This window comes from Pseudodesulfovibrio sediminis, assembly GCF_020886695.1.
Taxonomy (GTDB): Bacteria; Desulfobacterota; Desulfovibrionia; order Desulfovibrionales; family Desulfovibrionaceae; genus Pseudodesulfovibrio; species Pseudodesulfovibrio sediminis.
In genome coordinates this window covers 1,829,746-1,848,486 of sequence record NZ_AP024485.1, presented here as the reverse complement: position 1 = coordinate 1,848,486, position 18,741 = coordinate 1,829,746, and the positions used below count along the sequence as shown (strand labels likewise).

At 55.8% G+C, this 18,741-nt stretch carries 16 protein-coding genes; 12 read left to right on the top strand and 4 right to left on the bottom strand.

All coding sequences use genetic code 11. From position 1 onward, the window contains the following. Positions 1–11: 11 nt before the first annotated feature. Positions 12–1,787, top strand: coding sequence for a hypothetical protein (locus SRBAKS_RS08890; RefSeq protein ID WP_229596773.1), 1,776 nt, complete (start codon positions 12–14; stop codon positions 1,785–1,787). A 206-nt stretch (positions 1,788–1,993) separates the two neighbouring features. Then, positions 1,994–4,540: a preprotein translocase subunit SecA gene (secA, locus tag SRBAKS_RS08885; protein WP_229596771.1), complete on the top strand. Its 2,547-nt coding sequence runs from the start codon at positions 1,994–1,996 to the stop codon at positions 4,538–4,540. Positions 4,541–4,626: 86 nt separating this feature from the next. On the opposite strand, the gene SRBAKS_RS08880 is transcribed toward secA, so the two are convergent. Continuing rightward, positions 4,627–5,532: a LysR family transcriptional regulator gene (locus SRBAKS_RS08880; RefSeq protein ID WP_229596717.1), complete on the bottom strand. Its 906-nt coding sequence runs from the start codon at positions 5,530–5,532 to the stop codon at positions 4,627–4,629. A gap of 158 nt (positions 5,533–5,690) precedes the next feature. Between SRBAKS_RS08880 and SRBAKS_RS08875 the strand changes: the two genes are divergently transcribed. Next, positions 5,691–6,305 (top strand): flavodoxin family protein, encoded by a 615-nt coding sequence (locus tag SRBAKS_RS08875; protein ID WP_229596715.1) that lies wholly within the window; start codon positions 5,691–5,693, stop codon positions 6,303–6,305. Positions 6,306–6,415: 110 nt separating this feature from the next. Beyond that, entirely contained in the window at positions 6,416–7,354 is a 939-nt protein-coding gene (locus tag SRBAKS_RS08870) for a hypothetical protein (protein WP_229596713.1), read from the top strand. Positions 7,355–7,459: 105 nt separating this feature from the next. Here the strand turns inward: SRBAKS_RS08870 and SRBAKS_RS08865 are convergent, their stop codons facing one another. Both SRBAKS_RS08865 and SRBAKS_RS08860 read right to left on the bottom strand, forming a co-directional pair. After that, entirely contained in the window at positions 7,460–7,645 is a 186-nt protein-coding gene (locus tag SRBAKS_RS08865) for a Nif11-like leader peptide family natural product precursor (RefSeq protein WP_229596692.1), read from the bottom strand. A gap of 15 nt (positions 7,646–7,660) precedes the next feature. Beyond that, positions 7,661–8,173 (bottom strand): CreA family protein, encoded by a 513-nt coding sequence (locus SRBAKS_RS08860; RefSeq protein WP_229596674.1) that lies wholly within the window; start codon positions 8,171–8,173, stop codon positions 7,661–7,663. A gap of 368 nt (positions 8,174–8,541) precedes the next feature. Between SRBAKS_RS08860 and SRBAKS_RS08855 the strand changes: the two genes are divergently transcribed. Together SRBAKS_RS08855 and SRBAKS_RS08850 are read left to right on the top strand one after the other, a co-directional pair. Further along, positions 8,542–8,736 carry a hypothetical protein gene (locus SRBAKS_RS08855; protein ID WP_229596672.1) on the top strand — a complete coding sequence of 65 codons (195 nt, stop codon included), beginning with the start codon at positions 8,542–8,544 and terminating at the stop codon, positions 8,734–8,736. Next, positions 8,737–9,495 carry a ubiquinone/menaquinone biosynthesis methyltransferase gene (locus tag SRBAKS_RS08850; RefSeq protein ID WP_229596670.1) on the top strand — a complete coding sequence of 253 codons (759 nt, stop codon included), beginning with the start codon at positions 8,737–8,739 and terminating at the stop codon, positions 9,493–9,495. It abuts the gene before it with no gap. 29 nt (positions 9,496–9,524) lie between these two features. Here SRBAKS_RS08850 and SRBAKS_RS08845 read toward each other — a convergent pair whose 3' ends face one another. Then, positions 9,525–9,731, bottom strand: a complete 207-nt coding sequence (locus SRBAKS_RS08845) for a DUF2065 domain-containing protein (RefSeq protein ID WP_229596668.1) — start codon at positions 9,729–9,731, stop codon at positions 9,525–9,527. Positions 9,732–9,794: 63 nt separating this feature from the next. Here SRBAKS_RS08845 and SRBAKS_RS08840 point away from each other — a divergent pair, with 63 nt between their 5' ends. The 6 genes from SRBAKS_RS08840 (at position 9,795) to SRBAKS_RS08815 (ending at position 18,604) form a co-directional block, all read left to right on the top strand. Beyond that, a complete protein-coding gene (locus SRBAKS_RS08840; protein ID WP_229596666.1) occupies positions 9,795–11,117 on the top strand; it encodes a nucleotide sugar dehydrogenase in 1,323 nt (440 codons plus the stop codon). Positions 11,118–11,126: 9 nt separating this feature from the next. Continuing rightward, positions 11,127–11,816, top strand: a complete 690-nt coding sequence (gene mqnB, locus SRBAKS_RS08835) for a futalosine hydrolase (protein ID WP_229596664.1) — start codon at positions 11,127–11,129, stop codon at positions 11,814–11,816. A gap of 45 nt (positions 11,817–11,861) precedes the next feature. Then, positions 11,862–12,830: a polyprenyl synthetase family protein gene (locus tag SRBAKS_RS08830; RefSeq protein ID WP_229596662.1), complete on the top strand. Its 969-nt coding sequence runs from the start codon at positions 11,862–11,864 to the stop codon at positions 12,828–12,830. 105 nt (positions 12,831–12,935) lie between these two features. Further along, positions 12,936–15,932, top strand: a complete 2,997-nt coding sequence (locus tag SRBAKS_RS08825; RefSeq protein ID WP_229596660.1) for a phosphoribosylformylglycinamidine synthase subunit PurS — start codon at positions 12,936–12,938, stop codon at positions 15,930–15,932. A gap of 154 nt (positions 15,933–16,086) precedes the next feature. Next, positions 16,087–16,572 (top strand): cytochrome c family protein, encoded by a 486-nt coding sequence (locus SRBAKS_RS08820; RefSeq protein WP_229596658.1) that lies wholly within the window; start codon positions 16,087–16,089, stop codon positions 16,570–16,572. Between the two features lie 7 nt (positions 16,573–16,579). After that, complete coding sequence (locus SRBAKS_RS08815; RefSeq protein ID WP_229596656.1) at positions 16,580–18,604, top strand: methyl-accepting chemotaxis protein; 2,025 nt, start codon at positions 16,580–16,582, stop codon at positions 18,602–18,604. Positions 18,605–18,741 lie beyond the last annotated feature (137 nt).

Here is an 18,741-nt window from a genome sequence, read left to right as displayed (position 1 = left end):
AGGAAAGCGGAGTGGAAAAGGCGTCCTTTGTTCAGGCGATCAGTAAAACGAATCTCCTTCTGACATCACGAAAGGGCCTTTTTGGGTTGTATGCCTTTTTGTTCTTTTTCTTGGGGCTATGGATCGATTCAAACCTTCTGGGCAGAGAGACCGGCGACGTATCCTCAAGAGCGGTCGTTTTTGTTCTGATCAGTTATTTCCTGTATTTTATCGGGGACATATCCCTTAGCAACTTCACCGTCGCTTCCCTGCGGAGCCAGACCTCCTTTTTCCCGGACTCCCCGTTGTGGGGAGTTGTCAGATATTTTCTCTATACCCTGGCGATTTCTCTTATTGTCGGAGCAGCTTTTGCAGTAGGACTCCTTCTCCCGGGGATCTGGCTTGCCTTAACCATGGATTTGTCTTCCGGGGTTGTGCTCGAATCGGTTGGCGCCCCGTTTTTCCTGTTGATGATTCCGGGGGCGCTGCTGGCGGTGTTCCTGGTTGGGCGATGGGTTATGGCACTGTTTTCTGCGGCTGTCGGCGATACCTATGGTCTGACTGATTCATGGCATATGACCAATGGGTATTCCGTCAAGCTGACGCTTATATTGGCTCTAGGAGTGGGACTGCCCATTGGCGTTGAAATCGCGTGCGGGGCGATGTTCAATTTTGACCTCGGCAATCCGCCTCTGCTGTTTACCTTGGTGAGCAATGGTATTTCGGCTGCACTATGCTTGTGGATGAACACGTATTTGGCTGTTCTCTACGAAGACCTACGCGAGCGATACACTGTCAGCTTTCAAGTTGTTCCCGAAACCGATCCGGCATCAGTCGCCGAAGTCATTCACACCCCTAACTCACAAATAGAAAAAGCGAGGTTCACCATGTCAGACAAGATTTCTCCCATAGCTGTCATCAAAGAGGCCTGTGCCATCTTCTGGGCTAGAAAGTGGTCCTTTCTTGGACTTATTTTGTTGCTTTTTGTCGTGTTGACCGTGCTCCAGTTCGGATCGTTGGTTGGTTTTGCTCCAATGTCTGATCCTGCCAATCTGGGGGCAGATGTTTTAGTGAAGGCGGTTGTGTTTGGTCTTGTGAGCCTTGTTGCCATGATCCTTTTTTCGTTGTTCGTGGCCACACTGCTCAACCATCTGGCCATCACCCATATGCGGGGCGCAGGGAGACTCCTCCCGGAGAGATTCCTAAGGACCATGTGGCGGGTTTTTGTGCGCGGTTTTATATTGTTTGTCACCCTGCTGGTGGTCGAGTTGGTGTTGTTGGCGCCGATCATTCTTTTTGTCACCACGTTGTCCCCTGCTAGTGGTGAAATAAACCTACAGTTCGTATTGGTCATGCTGGTTTACTTGCCGGTGTTTTTATTCCTGCTAACGGGATTGATGTTGCGCTTGAGTGTCATGATTCCCGGCGCGGCCGTAGGGCATGTGGTCAGCCTTAAAGAGGCGTGGGCCATGACCAGGGGACATACGTGGCGTATGATCGGATGGTACTTCCTGCTGGTGTTGGTCATTGCTCTTGTTGCAGGGCTTATGACAGCTCCCGCTTTCCTCTTAGGTGGAGAATCTTTCGGTGTTATGGCTGTCATTTTAAGCGTGGGTGCTGCGGTGGTGACCTTATGGGGTTACGGTATCATGGTGGTGTCTATCCCTGTATGGTATGAACGGCTGCGGTTGCGGTATGAAAGCAACTCCGCCGGTCCCGAGCCTGCCATGGCTCCAGAGTCCGATCAAAGCGCCCCGCAGACCGATGTCGGTCCGTATGCGGAGACAGCACCAGGAGGGACAGAGTAAGTCTTTCTATGTGACAATCCTGTTACGAAACCATCAAGGCCACCCTTTTACGGGTGGCCTTGTTTATGGTATCCCGCCTTGTGTCGGTGAAAACCGCGTTTTCGCATGTCTGATGCGTTGACAATGCGAATTCCGACCATATGATGCTCTACAGTGTCTGACAGTGACACATTCCGATAGCAATAGACCCCCGGGAGACCGTTTACATGCTCAAATATATTTTCGGTTCAAAGAACGACCGATATCTCAAGAAACTCAAACCCGTCATTGCGGAGATCAACGCTCTCGAACCCGAGATGGAAGCGCTTTCCGATGCCGATTTTCCCACCAAGATCAATACGTGGAAAGAGCAGGTAGCCGTCGGCGACAAGACGCTGGATGATCTGCTGCCCGAGTGTTTCGCGCTGGTGCGCGAAGCGGGCAAGCGGTGCTTTGATCCGTCCATGCGCCACTTCGATGTGCAGCTCATCGGCGGATATGTGCTGCATCAGGGCAAGATCGCCGAGATGAAGACCGGTGAAGGTAAAACTCTGGTCGCCACCCTGGCCGTTGTGCTCAATGCGCTGTCCGGCAAGGGCGTGCATGTCATCACTGTCAACGATTACCTGGCTACCCGTGACGCCGAGTGGATGGGCCAGCTCTACAATTTCCTCGGTCTTTCCGTGGGCATCATCGTGCACGGCATCACTGACCAGGAACGTCAGGCCGCCTACGCCGCTGACATCACGTACGGAACCAACAACGAGTTCGGTTTTGACTATCTGCGTGACAACATGAAGTTCTACAAGGAGCAGTTGGTTCAGCGGCCGCTCAATTTTGCCATAGTTGATGAGGTTGACTCCATCCTCATTGACGAGGCGCGGACCCCGCTCATTATTTCCGGTCCGGGCGAAAAATCCTCCGGCCTGTACAGGCGCATCGACGCCATCGTACCCAAGCTCGACAAATCCACGCCCACGGACCCCGAAGACAAGGATGCCATTCCCGACGGTGATTTCGTGCTGGACGAAAAGACCAAGGCCATTACCCTGACCGACGCCGGTGTGGAAAAGATCGAAGAACTGCTCGACATCGACAACCTGTTCGATCCGCAGCATATCGCGTTGCAGCACCATGTGCTTCAGGCGATCAAGGCGCATTACTGCTTCATCAATGACGTGGAATACATCGTCAAGGATAACCAGGTCGTGCTGGTCGATGAGTTTACCGGTCGGCTCATGCCGGGCCGCCGCCTGTCCGACGGGCTGCATCAGGCCATCGAGGCCAAGGAGAACGTCAAGGTCGAGGCCGAAAACCAGACGCTGGCGTCCATCACCTTCCAGAACTATTTCCGCATGTATGACAAGCTGGCCGGCATGACCGGTACGGCTGATACCGAGGCCGTGGAATTCGGCCAGATATACAACCTCGAAGTCGTGGTCATCCCCACCCATCGAGGCATGGTGCGCAAGGATCATCCCGATGCCATCTACAAGACCCAGGAGCAGAAGTATCTGGCCATTGCAGAGGACATCGAGGATTGCTACCGGCGCGGCCAGCCCACGCTGGTCGGCACGGTCTCCATCGAAAAATCCGAACTGCTCTCCAATCTGCTCAAGAAACGCAAGGTGCCCCACAGCGTGCTCAACGCAAAGCAGCATGAACGGGAAGCTGAAATCGTGCTTGAAGCGGGCCATTTGACCAAGGTCACCATCGCCACCAACATGGCTGGACGTGGTACCGACATCAAGCTCGGCGAGGGCGCACTTGAGGCCGGTGGTCTGCACATCATCGGCACGGAACGCCACGAGTCACGGCGCATCGACAACCAGCTTCGAGGCCGTGCAGGCCGTCAGGGCGATCCGGGTTCCTCCCGTTTCTATCTGGCGCTGGACGATGATCTCATGCGCCTGTTCGGTTCCGACCGACTCAAGGGCATCATGGAGAAGCTCGGTCTGGAAGACGGCATGGCCATTGAAAACAAGATGGTCAGTAACGCCATTGAAAAATCCCAGACCCGCGTCGAGGGCCACCACTACGAAATTCGTAAACAGCTCCTGGAATATGACGATGTCATGAACCAGCAGCGCGAGGCCATCTACGGCCTGCGCCACGACCTCATGAAGTCCGAGACCGTGGACAGTCTGGCCCATGAATATGCTGTCGATCTTCTCGAAAGCTCCCTTGAGCCGGCTCTGGACATGAAGGACCCGGATCAGGAGACCGTGGACTCCACCCGTGCTCGGCTGGAGGAAGTCTTCAACTTCGAGCGGTTTGAGGAATGGAACAACGGCGAGCTGCCCACCATGGATCAGGCGATTGCCTGGGTCGATGAAATTTTTGGCTATCTGCGGGCCTCCACCGGCGAGCATTATCAGGAAATCCTGCGTTATTTCATGCTCGATGCCCTGGACCGCAATTGGAAGGAGCACCTGCTCAACATGGACCACCTGCGCGATGGTATCGGCCTGCGCGGCTATGGTCAGCGCGATCCCAAGCAGGAGTACAAGCGCGAGGGGTTCGAGCTGTTCTCCGAGCTGATTTACACCCTCAAGGAGAACGCCCTGCGCGCCTTCTCCCACCTGCGCATCGAGGCCGAAGTCAAGGACGAGGAGTTTAAGCACGAAGGGTCTGACGACCTGGAGTACACCGACCACGAGTCCGCACAGGAGCAGAAGAAAGCCGCACCGGTCAAGAAAGACCCCAAGATCTCCCGCAACGCCCCCTGTCCCTGTGGCAGCGGCAAGAAATACAAGAAGTGTTGCGGCGCCTGATCAGATAACAGTGATAAACGAAAGCCCGGTTCGACGTCTGTCGGACCGGGCTTTTTTATGTGCGGGCAATGAAGGAAGGCGAATGCTCATCCCTTGTAGGGCGGCATCTCGGTGATCAGGAGCTGTTCGATTCGGTCCAGTTGGGACGGGTAGCGTTCGTCCTTGCGCCGGGCGATGGAGAGGGTGTTGACCAGAGGTGTATACCCGGGCCAGAGGAGAGTCAGTTCGCCGCGCCGGATCTTTTCCAGGCACAGGAAATCCGGGACAACGCCCAGTCCCGGTCCTCTGGACAGGCTGGCAACGATGGAGTGGATATTGGGCACAATGTAGTTCGGCCTGAAATCCGGGTAAGACTCGAAATTCCGCTGCCAGAACCGACGCAGGTGCTCGTTGTCGCCGGTGAGGCCGTACCACCGTTGTTCATTGAGCCAGGCGAGGAGTGTCTTTTTGCCTCCTTCCAAGGCCGTGTCGAATGAAGCGAGGTCCGTGTCTTTGCCTGCGAGCAGCACGATGTTCTCCTGTGAGAACGGACGGTATGTGATGTCTTTGCTTTCTATTCTGTGCGGGGTCACCACCAGATCAACGATCCCCTTGGTCATCTTTTCGAGCAGTTCCCGATAATCGCCGAACTCCATGATCAAGTTGAAATCAAGACTCGGGAGATGTTTCTCCAGTGCCATCCGAAAGGCTTCGAAGCACATGCCCACAGTCACGGAAGGCGTGTCCTCGCGCGTGGATTTCTGGAAGTTCTTTTCGGCTGCCAGCAGTCGGTTCACCGGGTCCACCACCGTATTATACAGCAGCTTGCCCCGCTCCGTGGGGAGGATCTTGCGCGGTCTTCGTTCAAACAGTTTGTGGCCCACATGGTCTTCCAGGGAGCTGAGGTGCAGGCTCACACCGGGCTGAGAGATGAACAACGCCTCGGCCGCGGCCGTCATGCTTCCTTTTTCATATATGGTTTTGAACGTGCGGAGCCATTCGAGGTTGATCACCGGCTTCTCCTATAAGAATTATAATACCAATCCATAATATGTTTTGTTTTTATTATGGTCTCAGCTTGCGTAGCTTCCTGTCAAGTCAAACGGCTGAAGCCGTATTGGAATCGCGTTCATTGTGTCTAAGACGAAAGTTCATACTTAAGGAGAATATCATGAAAGCAGTGCTTATCAATGGCAGCCCGCGCCCTGGCGGCAATACCGAGACCATGCTCAGGAAAATGGAGACCGTGCTGGACGGTGCAGGCTGGGAAACGGATTTTGTCCAGCTTGGCGGCAAAAAGATTCGTGGTTGTATGGCGTGCACCAAATGCTGGGAAAACAAGGACGGCAAATGTGTCGTGGACAACGACAAGTTTAATGAGGTCTTTGCGAATATGCTGGAAGCGGATGCCATCGTCATCGGCTCACCCACCTACTTCGCCGATGTCAGCGCCGAGACCAAGGCCTTGCTGGATCGGTCGGGCATGGTTTCGCTGGCCAATGATCGGGCCTTTGCCGGCAAGATAGGGGCTGCTGTGGTCGCCGTGCGTCGTGGCGGCGCGGTCCATGTGTTTGACACCATCAATCACATGTACCTCATGTCCCAGATGATCGTCCCTGGCTCCATCTACTGGAATATCGGACGTGGCCTGGACAAGAAGGATGTCGAAAATGATCCCGAAGGTATTGAGAACATGCAGAGTCTGGCCAAGACCATCGATTGGCTGGGCCGCGCCATGAAAGCGAGCGAGGCACCGTTTCCGAAGAACATGGAGTTTTTCGGTTAGATCGGATGGTGCAGAATGATCTGAAGGGGAGTGGATGTCGCTCCCCTTTTTTTTGTCTATAGCGGTGAAAGGGTTGCAAGAATCGGGGGGTAAACGTAGTAAGAGATCGCATGATCGTCCGACTCTTCGTTATATACAGCTTCGTGCTTGTTCTGGCTGTTCAGGCCATGGCTGGGCCATCCACGCCAACCATGAACACGGAACCGGACTTTTTGCTGACAGCGCCAACCAAAGTGAGCAAGGATCTTCAATTGGAGGCGGCCTTCGGGTATGTGGGCGAAGCGGATTTCTCGAACGGACTGGGCAGTGTGAGTGTGACTCGGGCCTCACTGGCGGCGGATTATTCCATCTTCAGGCTTTCGTATGTGCTTTCCAATTTCTCCTGGCTCGACACGGGGGCGGTCTCCAGAACCTTGAACTCGGACAGCTCTCATGCGCCGTGGAACGTGTTGCAGGACGTTACCCTGCGGGCGCGGTTCCTCAACGAAAAGCTGGGCGATAACTGGCGGTATTGGGTCAATGGCGAAATGACATCGTCTTTTGAGGATGAATTCCCCGGTGCCGTGGGCCTCGGTTTTGACGGCGGCGTGGCCTATGACCTCTGGAATGGCTGGATGCTGGGGGTGTCGGCCAAGACCATCGCCCTGTCCGCGTTGAACAAGGACCTGTTCGGAGAAACCGAGTTCGGCATTGCCGTGGCCACATCCCATCGCGCTCTGCGCAGTACTCTGCAAGCCCTTGGCTTTCGTGAAGACGCGCTTGATGGCAGCGATAACATCGGATTCAGCTTCGCCTTTTCCGGGGCCAGCAAAACCTATCGCCTCTCCTCGCAGAATCCTATTTACAGGAACGGGTATCTCAGTCTGGTCCGCTCCAAGGTCGGGGTCTATATGGATTACAAGGCCTCGGATAATCTGACCATGTCCATTGGCCCGGAATATCACTATGACCGCAAGTACAAGCTGTACAACTCCACAGGCAGTTACAAGTCCAGCCATCGACTCGATAATACCTGGGGTGGCGTGGCTCGCGTTCTCTGGAAATTCTAGCCATTCCCTTACGCAAAAAAACGGGCGCACACAGTGCACCCGCTTTTCGGTCCTTTTTCTGTCGTGAGACAGGGGGCCGGTGGTTCTGGTCGTCTATAGGCTGATTTATCCTGTCATGAACTGGGTTGCCATGGCCCATACCTGGGTCATTTCTTCCTCGGTCAGGTCATACCCTTTGCTGGTGATATAGGCCTCCATGGCCGCTTGGTCACCGATGCTCATTGCCTCGGCCGCCATGGTCGGGTCTGACATAACATCATTGACCAGTCTTGTTATTTCGTCTTGGCTCATTGCTCCCCCTAAGCGTTATTTGACATTGATGCAGGTGATGCTGTTCTTGGGCGATCCCTCAACGACTCTGTCGCTGTAGACCATGTAGATGATGACATCCCGCTTCTGGTCATAGAAGCGGACCACCTGCATGGACTTGAAGATCAGGGACGTGCCTTTCTTGAACACCCGCTTGCCATCGGCTTTGCCACTTCTGACATACTCGGGGACCTCTATGGGGCCGGTCTTGATACATTCGATGGAGGCATCCGACGGGTCTTCGGCCACACCGATCATGCCTTTGACGCCGCCCTTGCGTGCCCGGCTCAGGTAGCAGGTCACGCCGGGAATATCCGGGTCGTCAAAGGCCTCCACTATGATGTCGTCATCGCGGGAGAACAGGTGGAACACGGTGTCCACGGTGCCGATGGTTTCCGGGAGCGCCGGGGAGGGGACGATCATGCACATGACCAGGGCCATGAGCACCAGACGCACACTCCGGCCGAATGTCGAGGGCCGCTTTTTCTTGAGAAATTCTAGAGATTGCATTGATGTTCAATTAGCAAGGGTTGCTCAGGAATGCAAGTGTTGGGGCGCGGGGTGGGCGCGTCGAGGGGGGGGCTTCATTCCTTGGTTGGGGGTGGGTGTCCAGTGAATGCGGCGCAGTGGTTTTCACGAAAGGCGGCCCGTGTTTTCCCTCGATTATATGGTTTCGGCTGCATATCGAATCCGTCTTGGTTCCAGCCTTTGTGGCCGTGTAAAAGCACTCGACGGACCGACCGCTTGCATGCTACTGAACCCCCAAAAAGAAAGGGGCTTTTCGGTTTCTTTCTTTTTTCCCGCCCGGCTACCCTGACTATGTTGGTCAAGGCCATTTCCCACCGGGCGGTTTTTTCCTTTTTTACTGGGAGGTTGGTTTGGATAAATACGATAAGCAGGCATTGCAGGTGGCCAAGGAAGTGGTCATCAAATTCATCGAAGTCGGTCGCATTTCCCCTTCAAATTTCGGACAGCACTTTGACGTCATTTACAAGGATGTCATGCGCACCATCACCGGAGTGACTGCCGGAGACGGGGCGGGCGAAGCTCAACAGGACGACAAGGCCGAATAAATGGTGAAACCGGAATGCGATTCCCACACCGGGGCCGACACGCACGACGAGCATGGCAAACGGGTTGCCGACATGTTCGGCCGTATCGCCGGATGGTATGATTTTCTCAACCACGCCCTGTCAGGGGGGCTGGATATTTACTGGCGCTATCGCCTGGCCAAGGCTGCACGCCCTGAGTCGGGTGGTATGGTGCTTGATCTGGCCGCCGGGACCATGGATGTATCGGTGGAGCTATTACGTCAATACCCAGAGTGCCGGGTGGCGGCATTGGATTTTGCCCTGCCCATGCTGGAGAACGGCAAGGCCAAGAAGCTCAGGAAAGGGCGCGAGGACAGCATTTTTCCGGTCCAGGCCGATGGCCGCGCGTTGCCGCTACCGGACGAGAGCATGTCTGCGGCCACCATCGCGTTCGGTATCCGCAACATCCTGCCGCGGCAGGACGCCTACGCCGAGTTCTTCCGGGTGCTCAAGCCGGGCGCCCGGCTTTGTATTCTGGAGTTCGGCTCCGGTTCGAAGCGGGTATGGAAGGGGTTGTATAATTTTTATCTGGACAAGATGCTGCCATTTATCGGAGACCGTATATCCGGCGACCCCGGTGCGTACCGGTATCTGGCGGAGACCATCAAATCATTTCCGAATGAGCGGGCATTGGGCTCGGAATTGCTCGATGCAGGCTTCGAGCGGGTATACAACGTGCCGATGATGTCTGGCATCGTGTATCTGCATGTGGCGCAGAAGCCCCTTAAGGACGCCGGTTAAAGCAGGCTTCCATCAAGGCGGGCGAGTGGTCACAGGTTCAACGAGCGACCAAAAGAGATGACGAGCAGGCCAAGTATAATTGCGGCCAGTCCGATAAAGCGTAAGAATCGCGGTGGCTGTGTGGCGAGACGAAGCAGGAGCTTCGGCATGCGTTCGGCCATCAGGAAATAGGGGATGCCTTCGAATACGAGCGCAAGACCCGTGGCTATGATAAGCAGCGACCAGTTGATGTTCATGGGGTACAGAGTGCCGCAAACAGCGATTGGTGTCCACCCGAACGGGTGAATGGAGCACTATATATGAGTATGATAACTTTTGAAGCACTGAAGTCTAAGGATGAGGCCATTGGCGTGGTCGGTCTCGGCTATGTGGGGCTGCCGCTGGCGGTCTCTCTGGCCCGATATTTTTCTGTTGTGGGCGTGGATGTGTCGGCCAGGCGGGTGGAAGAACTCGGGCAGCGCATCGATCGCACCAATGAAGTGGATTTTTCCACTGTGAGTGAAGACATCGACCTGACATACAGCGCCGATCTGTCCGAGCTGGCAAAGACCCGGCTCATTCTGGTCGCCGTGCCCACTCCCATTGATGAATTTCGGTCCCCGGACCTGCGACCCGTGACCGGAGCCAGCGCTTCGGTGGGCAAGCACCTGCAGCCGGGCAGTGTCGTGGTGTACGAATCCACGGTCTACCCCGGACTGACCGAGGACATCTGCGTGCCCATTCTTGAGAAGGAGTCGGGCCTCAAGTGTGGTGTGGACTTCTGGGTGGGGTATTCCCCCGAGCGCATCAACCCCGGTGACAAGGTGCATCGTCTGGAGACCATCACCAAGGTGGTGGCCGGACAGGACGATGCCTCGGGCAAGCTACTGGAACAGGTGTACGGCACCATCATCAAGGCGGGTATCCACCGCGCCCCGGACATCAAGACCGCAGAGGCGGCCAAGGTCATCGAAAATACCCAACGTGACCTGAATATCGCGCTCATGAATGAGCTGGCCCTGATTTTCGACACCATGGGCATCGACACCATGGACGTGCTCGCCGCTGCCGGGACCAAATGGAATTTCCTGCCGTTCAGGCCGGGGCTGGTGGGTGGCCACTGCATCGGTGTGGACCCGTATTATCTGACTTTCAAGGCGGAAGCCATGGGCTTTCACCCGCATGTCATTCTGGCCGGTCGTGAAATCAACGACGGCATGGGCAAGTTCATCGCCGAGTCCACGGTCAAGCGGCTCATCCAGAATGACTGCAAGATCAAAGGGGCGCGTGTCGGCGTGCTCGGCGTGACCTTCAAGGAAAACGTCCCGGATCTGCGCAACACCCGTGTGGTGGACATCATCGAGGAACTGAACGAGTACGGCCTGGATGTTCTGGTTCATGACGCGGAAGCGGACTACGACGAAGCGCGAGAGGAGCTTGGCGTCGAGCTCTGCGCTCTCGAAGAGTTGCGGAATCTGGACGCCCTGATTCTGGCGGTGTCGCACGAGCAGTATGCGTCAATCCCGGTGGCGGAGTTGAAGAGCTGGTTTGTCAATCCCGATGCCACGTTGGTCATAGACGTGAAGGGATTCTTCGACCGCGCAGAACTGGAAGCGAATAACGTCGCCTATTGGCGTTTATAGGAGGCGGGCATGATACTTGTTGTAACAGCCACGGCCAAGGAAATGAAATCCGCGTTCCCGCACGCTCCCAGAGTGGAGCAGGGCGAGGCCGTGGAGTTCGTCTTTCAGGGGAAGCCCCTGCTGCTGGCCGTAACCGGCGTGGGACTGATCAATGCGTCCATGGCGGCCGGGCGGCTGTTGGCCCGAGAGGATATCTCCGGCGTCGTGAACGTGGGCATTGCCGGAGCGTATAACGAAGAAGAATTTCCATTGCTTTCAACCTGTTACGCATGGCAGGAGACCTGGCCCGAGTACGGACTGCTGGATGATGAAGGTCGTGTCGACCCCAAGGGCATCGGCTTTGCTCAGGGCGAGATCGACGGCACGGTCATCTGGAACCGGGTCAAGCTCAACCCTGTCAATGACGCCGAGGCCATGGGGCTGAAGCTTGGTAAGACATGGCTGCGTGCTTCCAGCGTCTCCGTGTCCAGCGTGACCGGCACTTTTACCCGCGCTGGCTGGCTCAAGGTCATCTGTAACGGGGACATGGAAAATATGGAAGGGTTTGGTCTCGCCTATGCGGCCAGACAGATGGGGTTGCCGTTCCTGCAATTGCGGACGCTCTCCAACGTGGTCGGCTCACGTGATTCTGTCGATTGGGATTTGAAAGGGGCACTCAGGGGACTTGAGGCCGCCGTTCAAATGCTTTTTGCCGAATAGTACGGGGCTTGCCCCACAACCTGCAACCTGACATAGTACATCAATATGGACCAACTTTTACGCTATTTCCAACGGGAACTACCCGCCATCAATGGATTTCTTGACAAGGAATCCGACCAGTTGAATGGCCTTGTCAAAGACGTGGCAAAGCACATTATCGGTTCGGGCGGCAAGCGCATCCGCCCCATGCTGACCTTGCTTTTTGCCCGCGCGCTCGGCTACGAAAAAGACGATTTTCACGCCATCGCCTGCTCTCTGGAGTTGTTGCATTCAGCGACCCTTCTGCATGACGACTATCTTGATGACGCCGAACTCAGGCGGGGCAAGGAAGCCGCTCATATTGTCTTTGGACGCACAGAAACCATCCTGGCCGGTGACGCACTGCTCGCCCTCGCCAACGAGATGGGAGCCCGCTACGGCATTGCCCGCCTTTCATGGCTACTCGCAAAGGGCATCATGGAGACCGCCGAGGGGGAGATCGAAGAGATCAGCTTTTCCAAGAACCCGTCGTTGGACCGCAAAATTTACATGGACATCATCATCGGCAAGACCGCCCGGCTCATCGAGTGCGCCTGTCGGTGCGGGGCCGCCCTGGCCGGGGCCACTCCGGAGCAGGAAGACGCTGCCGGTGAGTTCGGTCTGAATCTCGGCATCGCTTTTCAATTGGTGGATGACGCCCTGGACTACGCTTCGCCCACCAGTGAGACCGGCAAGCCGGAAGGCGGCGATCTCAAGGAAGGCAAGGTCACGCTGCCGCTTATCCTACTTATGGAAGAGGGGGACAAGGCCGGGGTCGACGTGCTGCTGGAGGCGCTCAAGGAGAAGTCGTTCACCGAGACCCAGCTCAGTGAGGTGCTCACTCTGGTGCGTGAAGGTCGGTATTCGGAAAAGACCCGTGACGAGGCCGCGGTCTACGTTGAAAAGGCCAAGGCATGCCTGAGCGGATTCCAGCCCGGAGAAGAGCTGGAAGTGCTCAAACAGGCCGCAGACTTTGTGTTGACCAGAACGAAATAATTTTTGGCCGGTATCCCATGCGGGGTGACCGGCCTTTTCGCTTTTACATAATGAAAGGTCGTGTTGGAGCCGTGGAGGCTGCAACCGCCTACAGGAGAGAGAATCATGTTGTGCCGTGTGCTTGTTGGATTGAAGGAACACGTTCGTGACGTCTTGGGTGAACGAGTTGCCCGCAAGATTAAGAGCGAGCTCGGTATGGAGGTCAAAGACCTGCGTATCGTCAATGTCTTCACTCTGGAGGGCGTGACGCAGGAGCAGGTGGACAGCGTGCTCGAACGGGCCGCCCTGCACGACCCCGTCCTGCATGAGGTGTCGCTTGAGCCTCTGGCCCGCGATTTCGACTGGATTGTCGAGGTCGGGTTCCGTCCCGGCGTGACCGACAACGAAGGGCGCACCGCCAAGGAAACGTTGGGTGTGGTGCTTGGGCTGGACAAGGCGGCCCTTGAAGACGTCAAGGTCTATACCGCCAAGCAGTACCTGATTGTGGCCGACATGGGTGAGGCCGATGTGCAGCATATCTGCAAGGATCTGCTCGCCAACGAACTTATCCAGCGCTACGAGTACAAGTCCGCTGACACGTGGAAGACCGATCCCGGCTTTGAAGCCAAGGCCGCGCGCGTCACCGGCGAATCCTCCGACGAAGTGAATATCATTCCGCTGTCTTCCATGACGGATGCGGAAATGGTGGACTTCTCCCGTGCCAATACCCTGGCTCTCTCTCTCAGGGAAATGCACGATGTCCGTGATTACTATGCAGACCCGGCAGTCATCGCCGAGCGCGAAAGGATTGGTCTGGCAGGCGACCCCACAGACGCCGAGATCGAAGTCCTTGCGCAGACCTGGTCCGAGCACTGCAAGCACAAGATTTTCAGCGCGAAGATTACCTATGAAAACACCGAGACCGGTAAGACTTCTGAGTTTTCCAGCCTGTACAAGACCTTTATTCAGGGTTCCACCAAGCAGATTCGTGAGCGCAATGCCGCCACTCGCGAAGACGGCGATTACTGCCTCTCCGTGTTCAAGGACAATGCGGGCGTCATCACTTTTTCCGATGCCATCAATGTCTGCGTGAAGATGGAGACGCACAACTCTCCCAGCGCACTGGACCCGTACGGCGGAGCGCTGACCGGTATCGTGGGCGTCAACCGCGACCCCATGGGCACCGGCATCGGCGCGAACCTGTTGTGCAATACCGACGTGTTCTGCTTTGCCGATCCCTTTTACGAGGGCGAGCTGCCGCCGCGACTGCTGCACCCGCGTCGCGTGTTCGAAGGCGTTCGTGAAGGCGTGGAGCATGGCGGCAACAAGTCCGGCATCCCCACGGTGAACGGGTCCATTGTTTTTGACGAACGGTATCTGGGCAAGCCGCTGGTCTACTGCGGTACCATCGGCACCATGCCGGTGCTGGTTGCCGGTAAACCGTCCCACGAGAAATGCGCCTTGGTCGGAGACGTCATCGTCATGTCCGGCGGTCGTATCGGTGCCGACGGCATCCACGGTGCGACATTCTCGTCCGAAGAGCTGCACGAAGGCAGCCCGGCCACGGCGGTCCAGATCGGTGACCCCATCACCCAGCGCAAGATGTACGATTTTCTCATGCGTGCCCGTGACCTCGGCCTGTACAACGCCATCACCGACAACGGCGCCGGAGGGCTTTCTTCCTCTGTGGGCGAGATGGCCGAAGACAGCGGCGGGTTCGATATGGACCTGGCCAAGGCTCCGCTCAAGTACGATGGCCTGAAACCATGGGAAATCCTTATTTCTGAAGCCCAGGAACGCATGACAATGGCGGTCCCGCCTGAAAAGCTGGACCAGTTCATGGCACTCAGTGAGGAGATGGACGTGGAGTCCACCGCGCTGGGCGTGTTCACTGATTCGGGCAAGTATCTGGTGCGCTACGGCGACAAGATCGTCACCTGTCTGGATATGGACTTCCTCCACAACGGCGTGCCCCAGATGGAGCTGACCGCCACGTGGAAACGGCCTGAATTCAAGACTGACCTCATTCCGGTTCCTGAAGATCAGAACGGTCTGCTCGCGGATATGCTGGGTCGTCTCAATATCTGCTCCAAGGAGTATGTGGTCCGCCAGTATGATCACGAGGTGCAGGGCAGATCGGCCATAAAACCCATGGTGGGCGTCAAGGCGGACGGGCCGTCCGATGCCGGTGTGATCCGCCCTGAATACGGCTCTGACAAGGGACTGGTCATTTCCCACGGTATCTGCCCGCAGTTCTCCGACTACGATACCTACTGGATGATGGCCAATGCCATTGACGAAGGCATCCGTAACGCGGTGGCTGTTGGCGGCGACGTCAACTACATGGCCGGTTGTGACAATTTCTGCTGGTGCGACCCGGTTGAATCCGAGACAACCCCCGACGGTCAGTACAAACTGGCCCAGTTGGTTCGCGCCAACCAGGCCCTGGCACACTACTGCCTCGGTTTCGGTGTGCCGTGTGTGTCCGGCAAGGACTCCATGAAGAACGACTACAAGGGCGGCGGGCAGAAGATATCCATTCCGCCCACCGTGTTGTTTTCCGTTATTGGCGTCATCCCTGACGTCAACAAGTGCATGACCTCCGACTTCAAGAAAGCGGGCGATCTGGTGTATGTCCTGGGTCAGACCAGAGCGGAACTGGGTGGTTCCGAAGTCGCCCAGCAGCTCGGGTTCGAGAATCCGAACGTACCGCAGGTCGACCTCGTGTCTGCCAAGACTCGGTATGAAACCGTGTTCGCCGCCGCTCAGGACGGACTCATCACCGCCTGTCACGATTGCTCTGACGGCGGACTTGGCGTGGCTCTGGCTGAAATGTGCATTGGCGGCCGCCTGGGCGCTGATATTGACCTTTCAGCAGTGCCCACATGCGGTGATATGAACCTGACCGGCGTACTCTACTCCGAGTCTGCCAGCCGGTTTGTGGTCTCTGTCGCCCCTGCTGACAAGGACGCTTTCGAGGCCCTCTTTGCCGGCCAGATATTCGGTTTGATCGGCGAAGTGAAAGCCGAGGGTCAACTTGTCGCGAAATATGCCGATATGAACGTGTTGGAGCAGGACGTCGAAGGGCTGACAACAGCCTTCAAATCGACTCTTGATTGGTAAATATGCTTACCAAGTCATAAAAAAATCTCCAACTACTTTACCTGATAGAAAAAAACATTTATGTAATTTTTCTTGTACTTACATCAATGGTCGAGTGTGTCGGCCATGTGACTCATTTCTCTGCCGTCTGTCGATACCGTGATGGGGGTTGTTCATGTCGAGGAACGCGGTTTGGTTGAAAGGGTGTCTCATACTTTTTAGTGCTATGGCCATCCTGGCTTTCGGACTGACGAAAACCGGACGAACAACGTCCGGTCGATTCGTCGGCTCTGCTGCGTGCGCTGAATGCCATGAGCAGGAATTCCAAAACTTCAAAAAATTTTCCAAGAAAGCGCATTCTGGCGAATCCGTGAAAATCATGGCGTCAGATCTCACCACAGAGGAACTGGCCGAGTGTTACGCCTGCCATATGACCGGTTTTGGTCAGCCTGGCGGGTTTGTCAGTTTTGCCAAGACTCCTGAAATGGGCGAAGCAGGCTGTGAAGTCTGCCACGGACCGGGGTATGACCATGTGGAATCAGAAGGGGACACGGACCTGATCAAGGGAGACCTCGATCTGGAAGACTGTACTGGTTGCCACAACCCGGACAGGGTGGAAGCCTTTGACTTTAAGCCGCTGCTTTACGGCGGGGCACATTAGGGGGCCTATGAATTTCATCAGAAAATCTCTCGGTGTCAAAGTTGCCTTGCTGTCGTCCCTGCTGACCGTCATCGCGTTTGCAGGGTTGTTCCTCTATACGTCCTTTTCAACCTACGAGCACACGATGTCCGAGGTGGAGAGTGCGGCCGCCCGTGTTGCCGACATGCTGTACATCGCCATAGAAGACCCCATGAGTGTGGGGGATAATGAAGGCACGGATATCAAGTTCCTGCAAATGGCGGAACGGTACCCGGATACCAAGGTGTATCTGATCGATTACAAAGGTGAGATAACGTACTCCACTGATTCGTCCGCGGTACGCAGAATGATCTTCGATGTGCGCAACGAAGAAGGGCTGCCCGATCTGGTCAGGAAGAGTCTCGTCGAGAATATTGCGGAAGGTGACTTGATGGAGATTGATGGCCAGCGGCATTTTGCCGAGGTCAAGACTATCAAAAACAATCCGTTTTGTTATCACTGTCATGGCAGATCGCATGAAATACTGGGGGCGATGGTCGTGGCGGTTGATGTTGGTCCGCAGTTTGCCGCCCTTGAGGACAATCAGTTGCGGTCGGCAGGTATTTCCGTATTGGGCGTGGTAGCGCTGCTGGCAGCGTTGATTGTCTTCATGCGCTTGTCTGTGGTCAAACCTATCACCTCCATCGCTGCTACGGCAGAAGAGGTCTCCAAGGGTGATCTTGACGCGAATTTCTCGGTCAAGGGCCAGGATGAAATGGCCAGCCTTGCCGGATATCTTACCGATATGGTGGATCAGATCAAGGATCAGCTCCAATACAATCAGAGTGTCCTTTCCGGTATCGTGGTGCCGTTGTTCGTTACGGACGATACCTTGCAGTTCCAGTTTATCAATCCGCCTTTGCAGACCATTCTCGGTTTGTCCGAAGACGAAGTCTCGGGCAGGCTCGTACAGGAGATATTCACCTGTGACGATGGAGATGAAGAAGAGGGGAGCTGCAATGCCGGGGACGTGCTTGCCTCGGGAGAAGCGACCTCGGGACACTTCAACTACCATCGGGCCGACGGCACGACCTATCCACTCATGTATGAGGCCTCTCCTCTCAAGGATGCTGACGGTGAAACCGTGGGAGTCATCTGCGTCCTGATCGACCTGACCCGTGAGGAAGAGGACAAGAAGAATATTGAACAGCAGCAGCAGAATCTGCTGGAAGTGGCCAATGAGGTCACTGAGGTTGCCAACAGCCTCAACGTGGCTTCGGATGCCTTGACCAAGCATATGGAACAGCTTGCCCGAGGCGTGGACACGACTGCTGATCAGACAAGCCAGGTGGCCACGGCCATGGAAGAGATGAACGCTACCGTGCTCGAAGTCGCCAAAAATGCTTCTGAAACCGCGCAGGCGGCTGCGAGAGCCAATGCTGTCGCAGCGGAAGGGGGCAAGGTTGTCGGCAAGACGGTTGGCGAAATCAACTCGGTGGCCGCGATTACCGAGAATCTGGCCGAAGCCCTGGCGTCTCTGTCCAGCCGGGCAGAGAATATCGGCAAGGTCATGGCTGTTATCAATGATATTGCAGACCAGACCAACCTGCTTGCGCTCAACGCGGCCATTGAAGCGGCGCGTGCCGGAGAGGCTGGGCGAGGGTTTGCGGTTGTTGCCGACGAAGTGCGCAAACTGGCGGAAAAAACCATGGATGCCACCAAGGAAGTCGAAGGTGCCATCTCGCTCATTCAGCAGTCCACTTCGGATGTTGTCCAGGAAATGGACACAGCCAAGGAGCGCGTCCTGAACACCTCAGGCATGGCTCAGGAAGCTGGAGGCGTGTTGGAAGAAGTCGTGGATCATTCCAATTCCATCTCGGACATGGTCAATGGAATCGCTGCTGCCGCAGAGGAACAATCCGCCACCTCCGATGAGATCAACAACCGGGTGACGCAGATCAACACGCTGTCTCAGGATGTCCTTTCCGGTATCCGAGAATCCAATAGAGGGATTCAGGAAGTTTCTGAAATGGCATCCAACCTGGCTGGGCTTGTTTCCAAGTTCAGAAATTAAATTCATGACGCAAAAAAAGATCCGACATACAGTCGGATCTTTTTTTGCGTCTATGCGGCAGATGGCACAAGTGAATTGTATAGATATGTTGAATGATAAAATATTTAACACCGTTAGTATGCCGTGAGTAGGGCATG

What these genes read in the sequence shown, in the direction of transcription:
- secA (WP_229596771.1), top strand. Translation starts at nt 1,994, where the DNA reads ATGCTCAAATATATTTTCGGTTCAAAGAACGACCGATATCTCAAGAAA.
- SRBAKS_RS08815 (WP_229596656.1), top strand. Translation starts at nt 16,580, where the DNA reads ATGAATTTCATCAGAAAATCTCTCGGTGTCAAAGTTGCCTTGCTGTCG.
- SRBAKS_RS08820 (WP_229596658.1), top strand. Translation starts at nt 16,087, where the DNA reads ATGTCGAGGAACGCGGTTTGGTTGAAAGGGTGTCTCATACTTTTTAGT.
- SRBAKS_RS08845 (WP_229596668.1), bottom strand. Translation starts at nt 9,731, where the DNA reads ATGAACATCAACTGGTCGCTGCTTATCATAGCCACGGGTCTTGCGCTC.
- SRBAKS_RS08875 (WP_229596715.1), top strand. Translation starts at nt 5,691, where the DNA reads ATGAAAGCAGTGCTTATCAATGGCAGCCCGCGCCCTGGCGGCAATACC.
- mqnB (WP_229596664.1), top strand. Translation starts at nt 11,127, where the DNA reads ATGATACTTGTTGTAACAGCCACGGCCAAGGAAATGAAATCCGCGTTC.
- SRBAKS_RS08860 (WP_229596674.1), bottom strand. Translation starts at nt 8,173, where the DNA reads ATGCAATCTCTAGAATTTCTCAAGAAAAAGCGGCCCTCGACATTCGGC.
- SRBAKS_RS08870 (WP_229596713.1), top strand. Translation starts at nt 6,416, where the DNA reads ATGATCGTCCGACTCTTCGTTATATACAGCTTCGTGCTTGTTCTGGCT.
- SRBAKS_RS08840 (WP_229596666.1), top strand. Translation starts at nt 9,795, where the DNA reads ATGAGTATGATAACTTTTGAAGCACTGAAGTCTAAGGATGAGGCCATT.
- SRBAKS_RS08825 (WP_229596660.1), top strand. Translation starts at nt 12,936, where the DNA reads ATGTTGTGCCGTGTGCTTGTTGGATTGAAGGAACACGTTCGTGACGTC.
- SRBAKS_RS08830 (WP_229596662.1), top strand. Translation starts at nt 11,862, where the DNA reads ATGGACCAACTTTTACGCTATTTCCAACGGGAACTACCCGCCATCAAT.
- SRBAKS_RS08865 (WP_229596692.1), bottom strand. Translation starts at nt 7,645, where the DNA reads ATGAGCCAAGACGAAATAACAAGACTGGTCAATGATGTTATGTCAGAC.
- SRBAKS_RS08850 (WP_229596670.1), top strand. Translation starts at nt 8,737, where the DNA reads ATGGTGAAACCGGAATGCGATTCCCACACCGGGGCCGACACGCACGAC.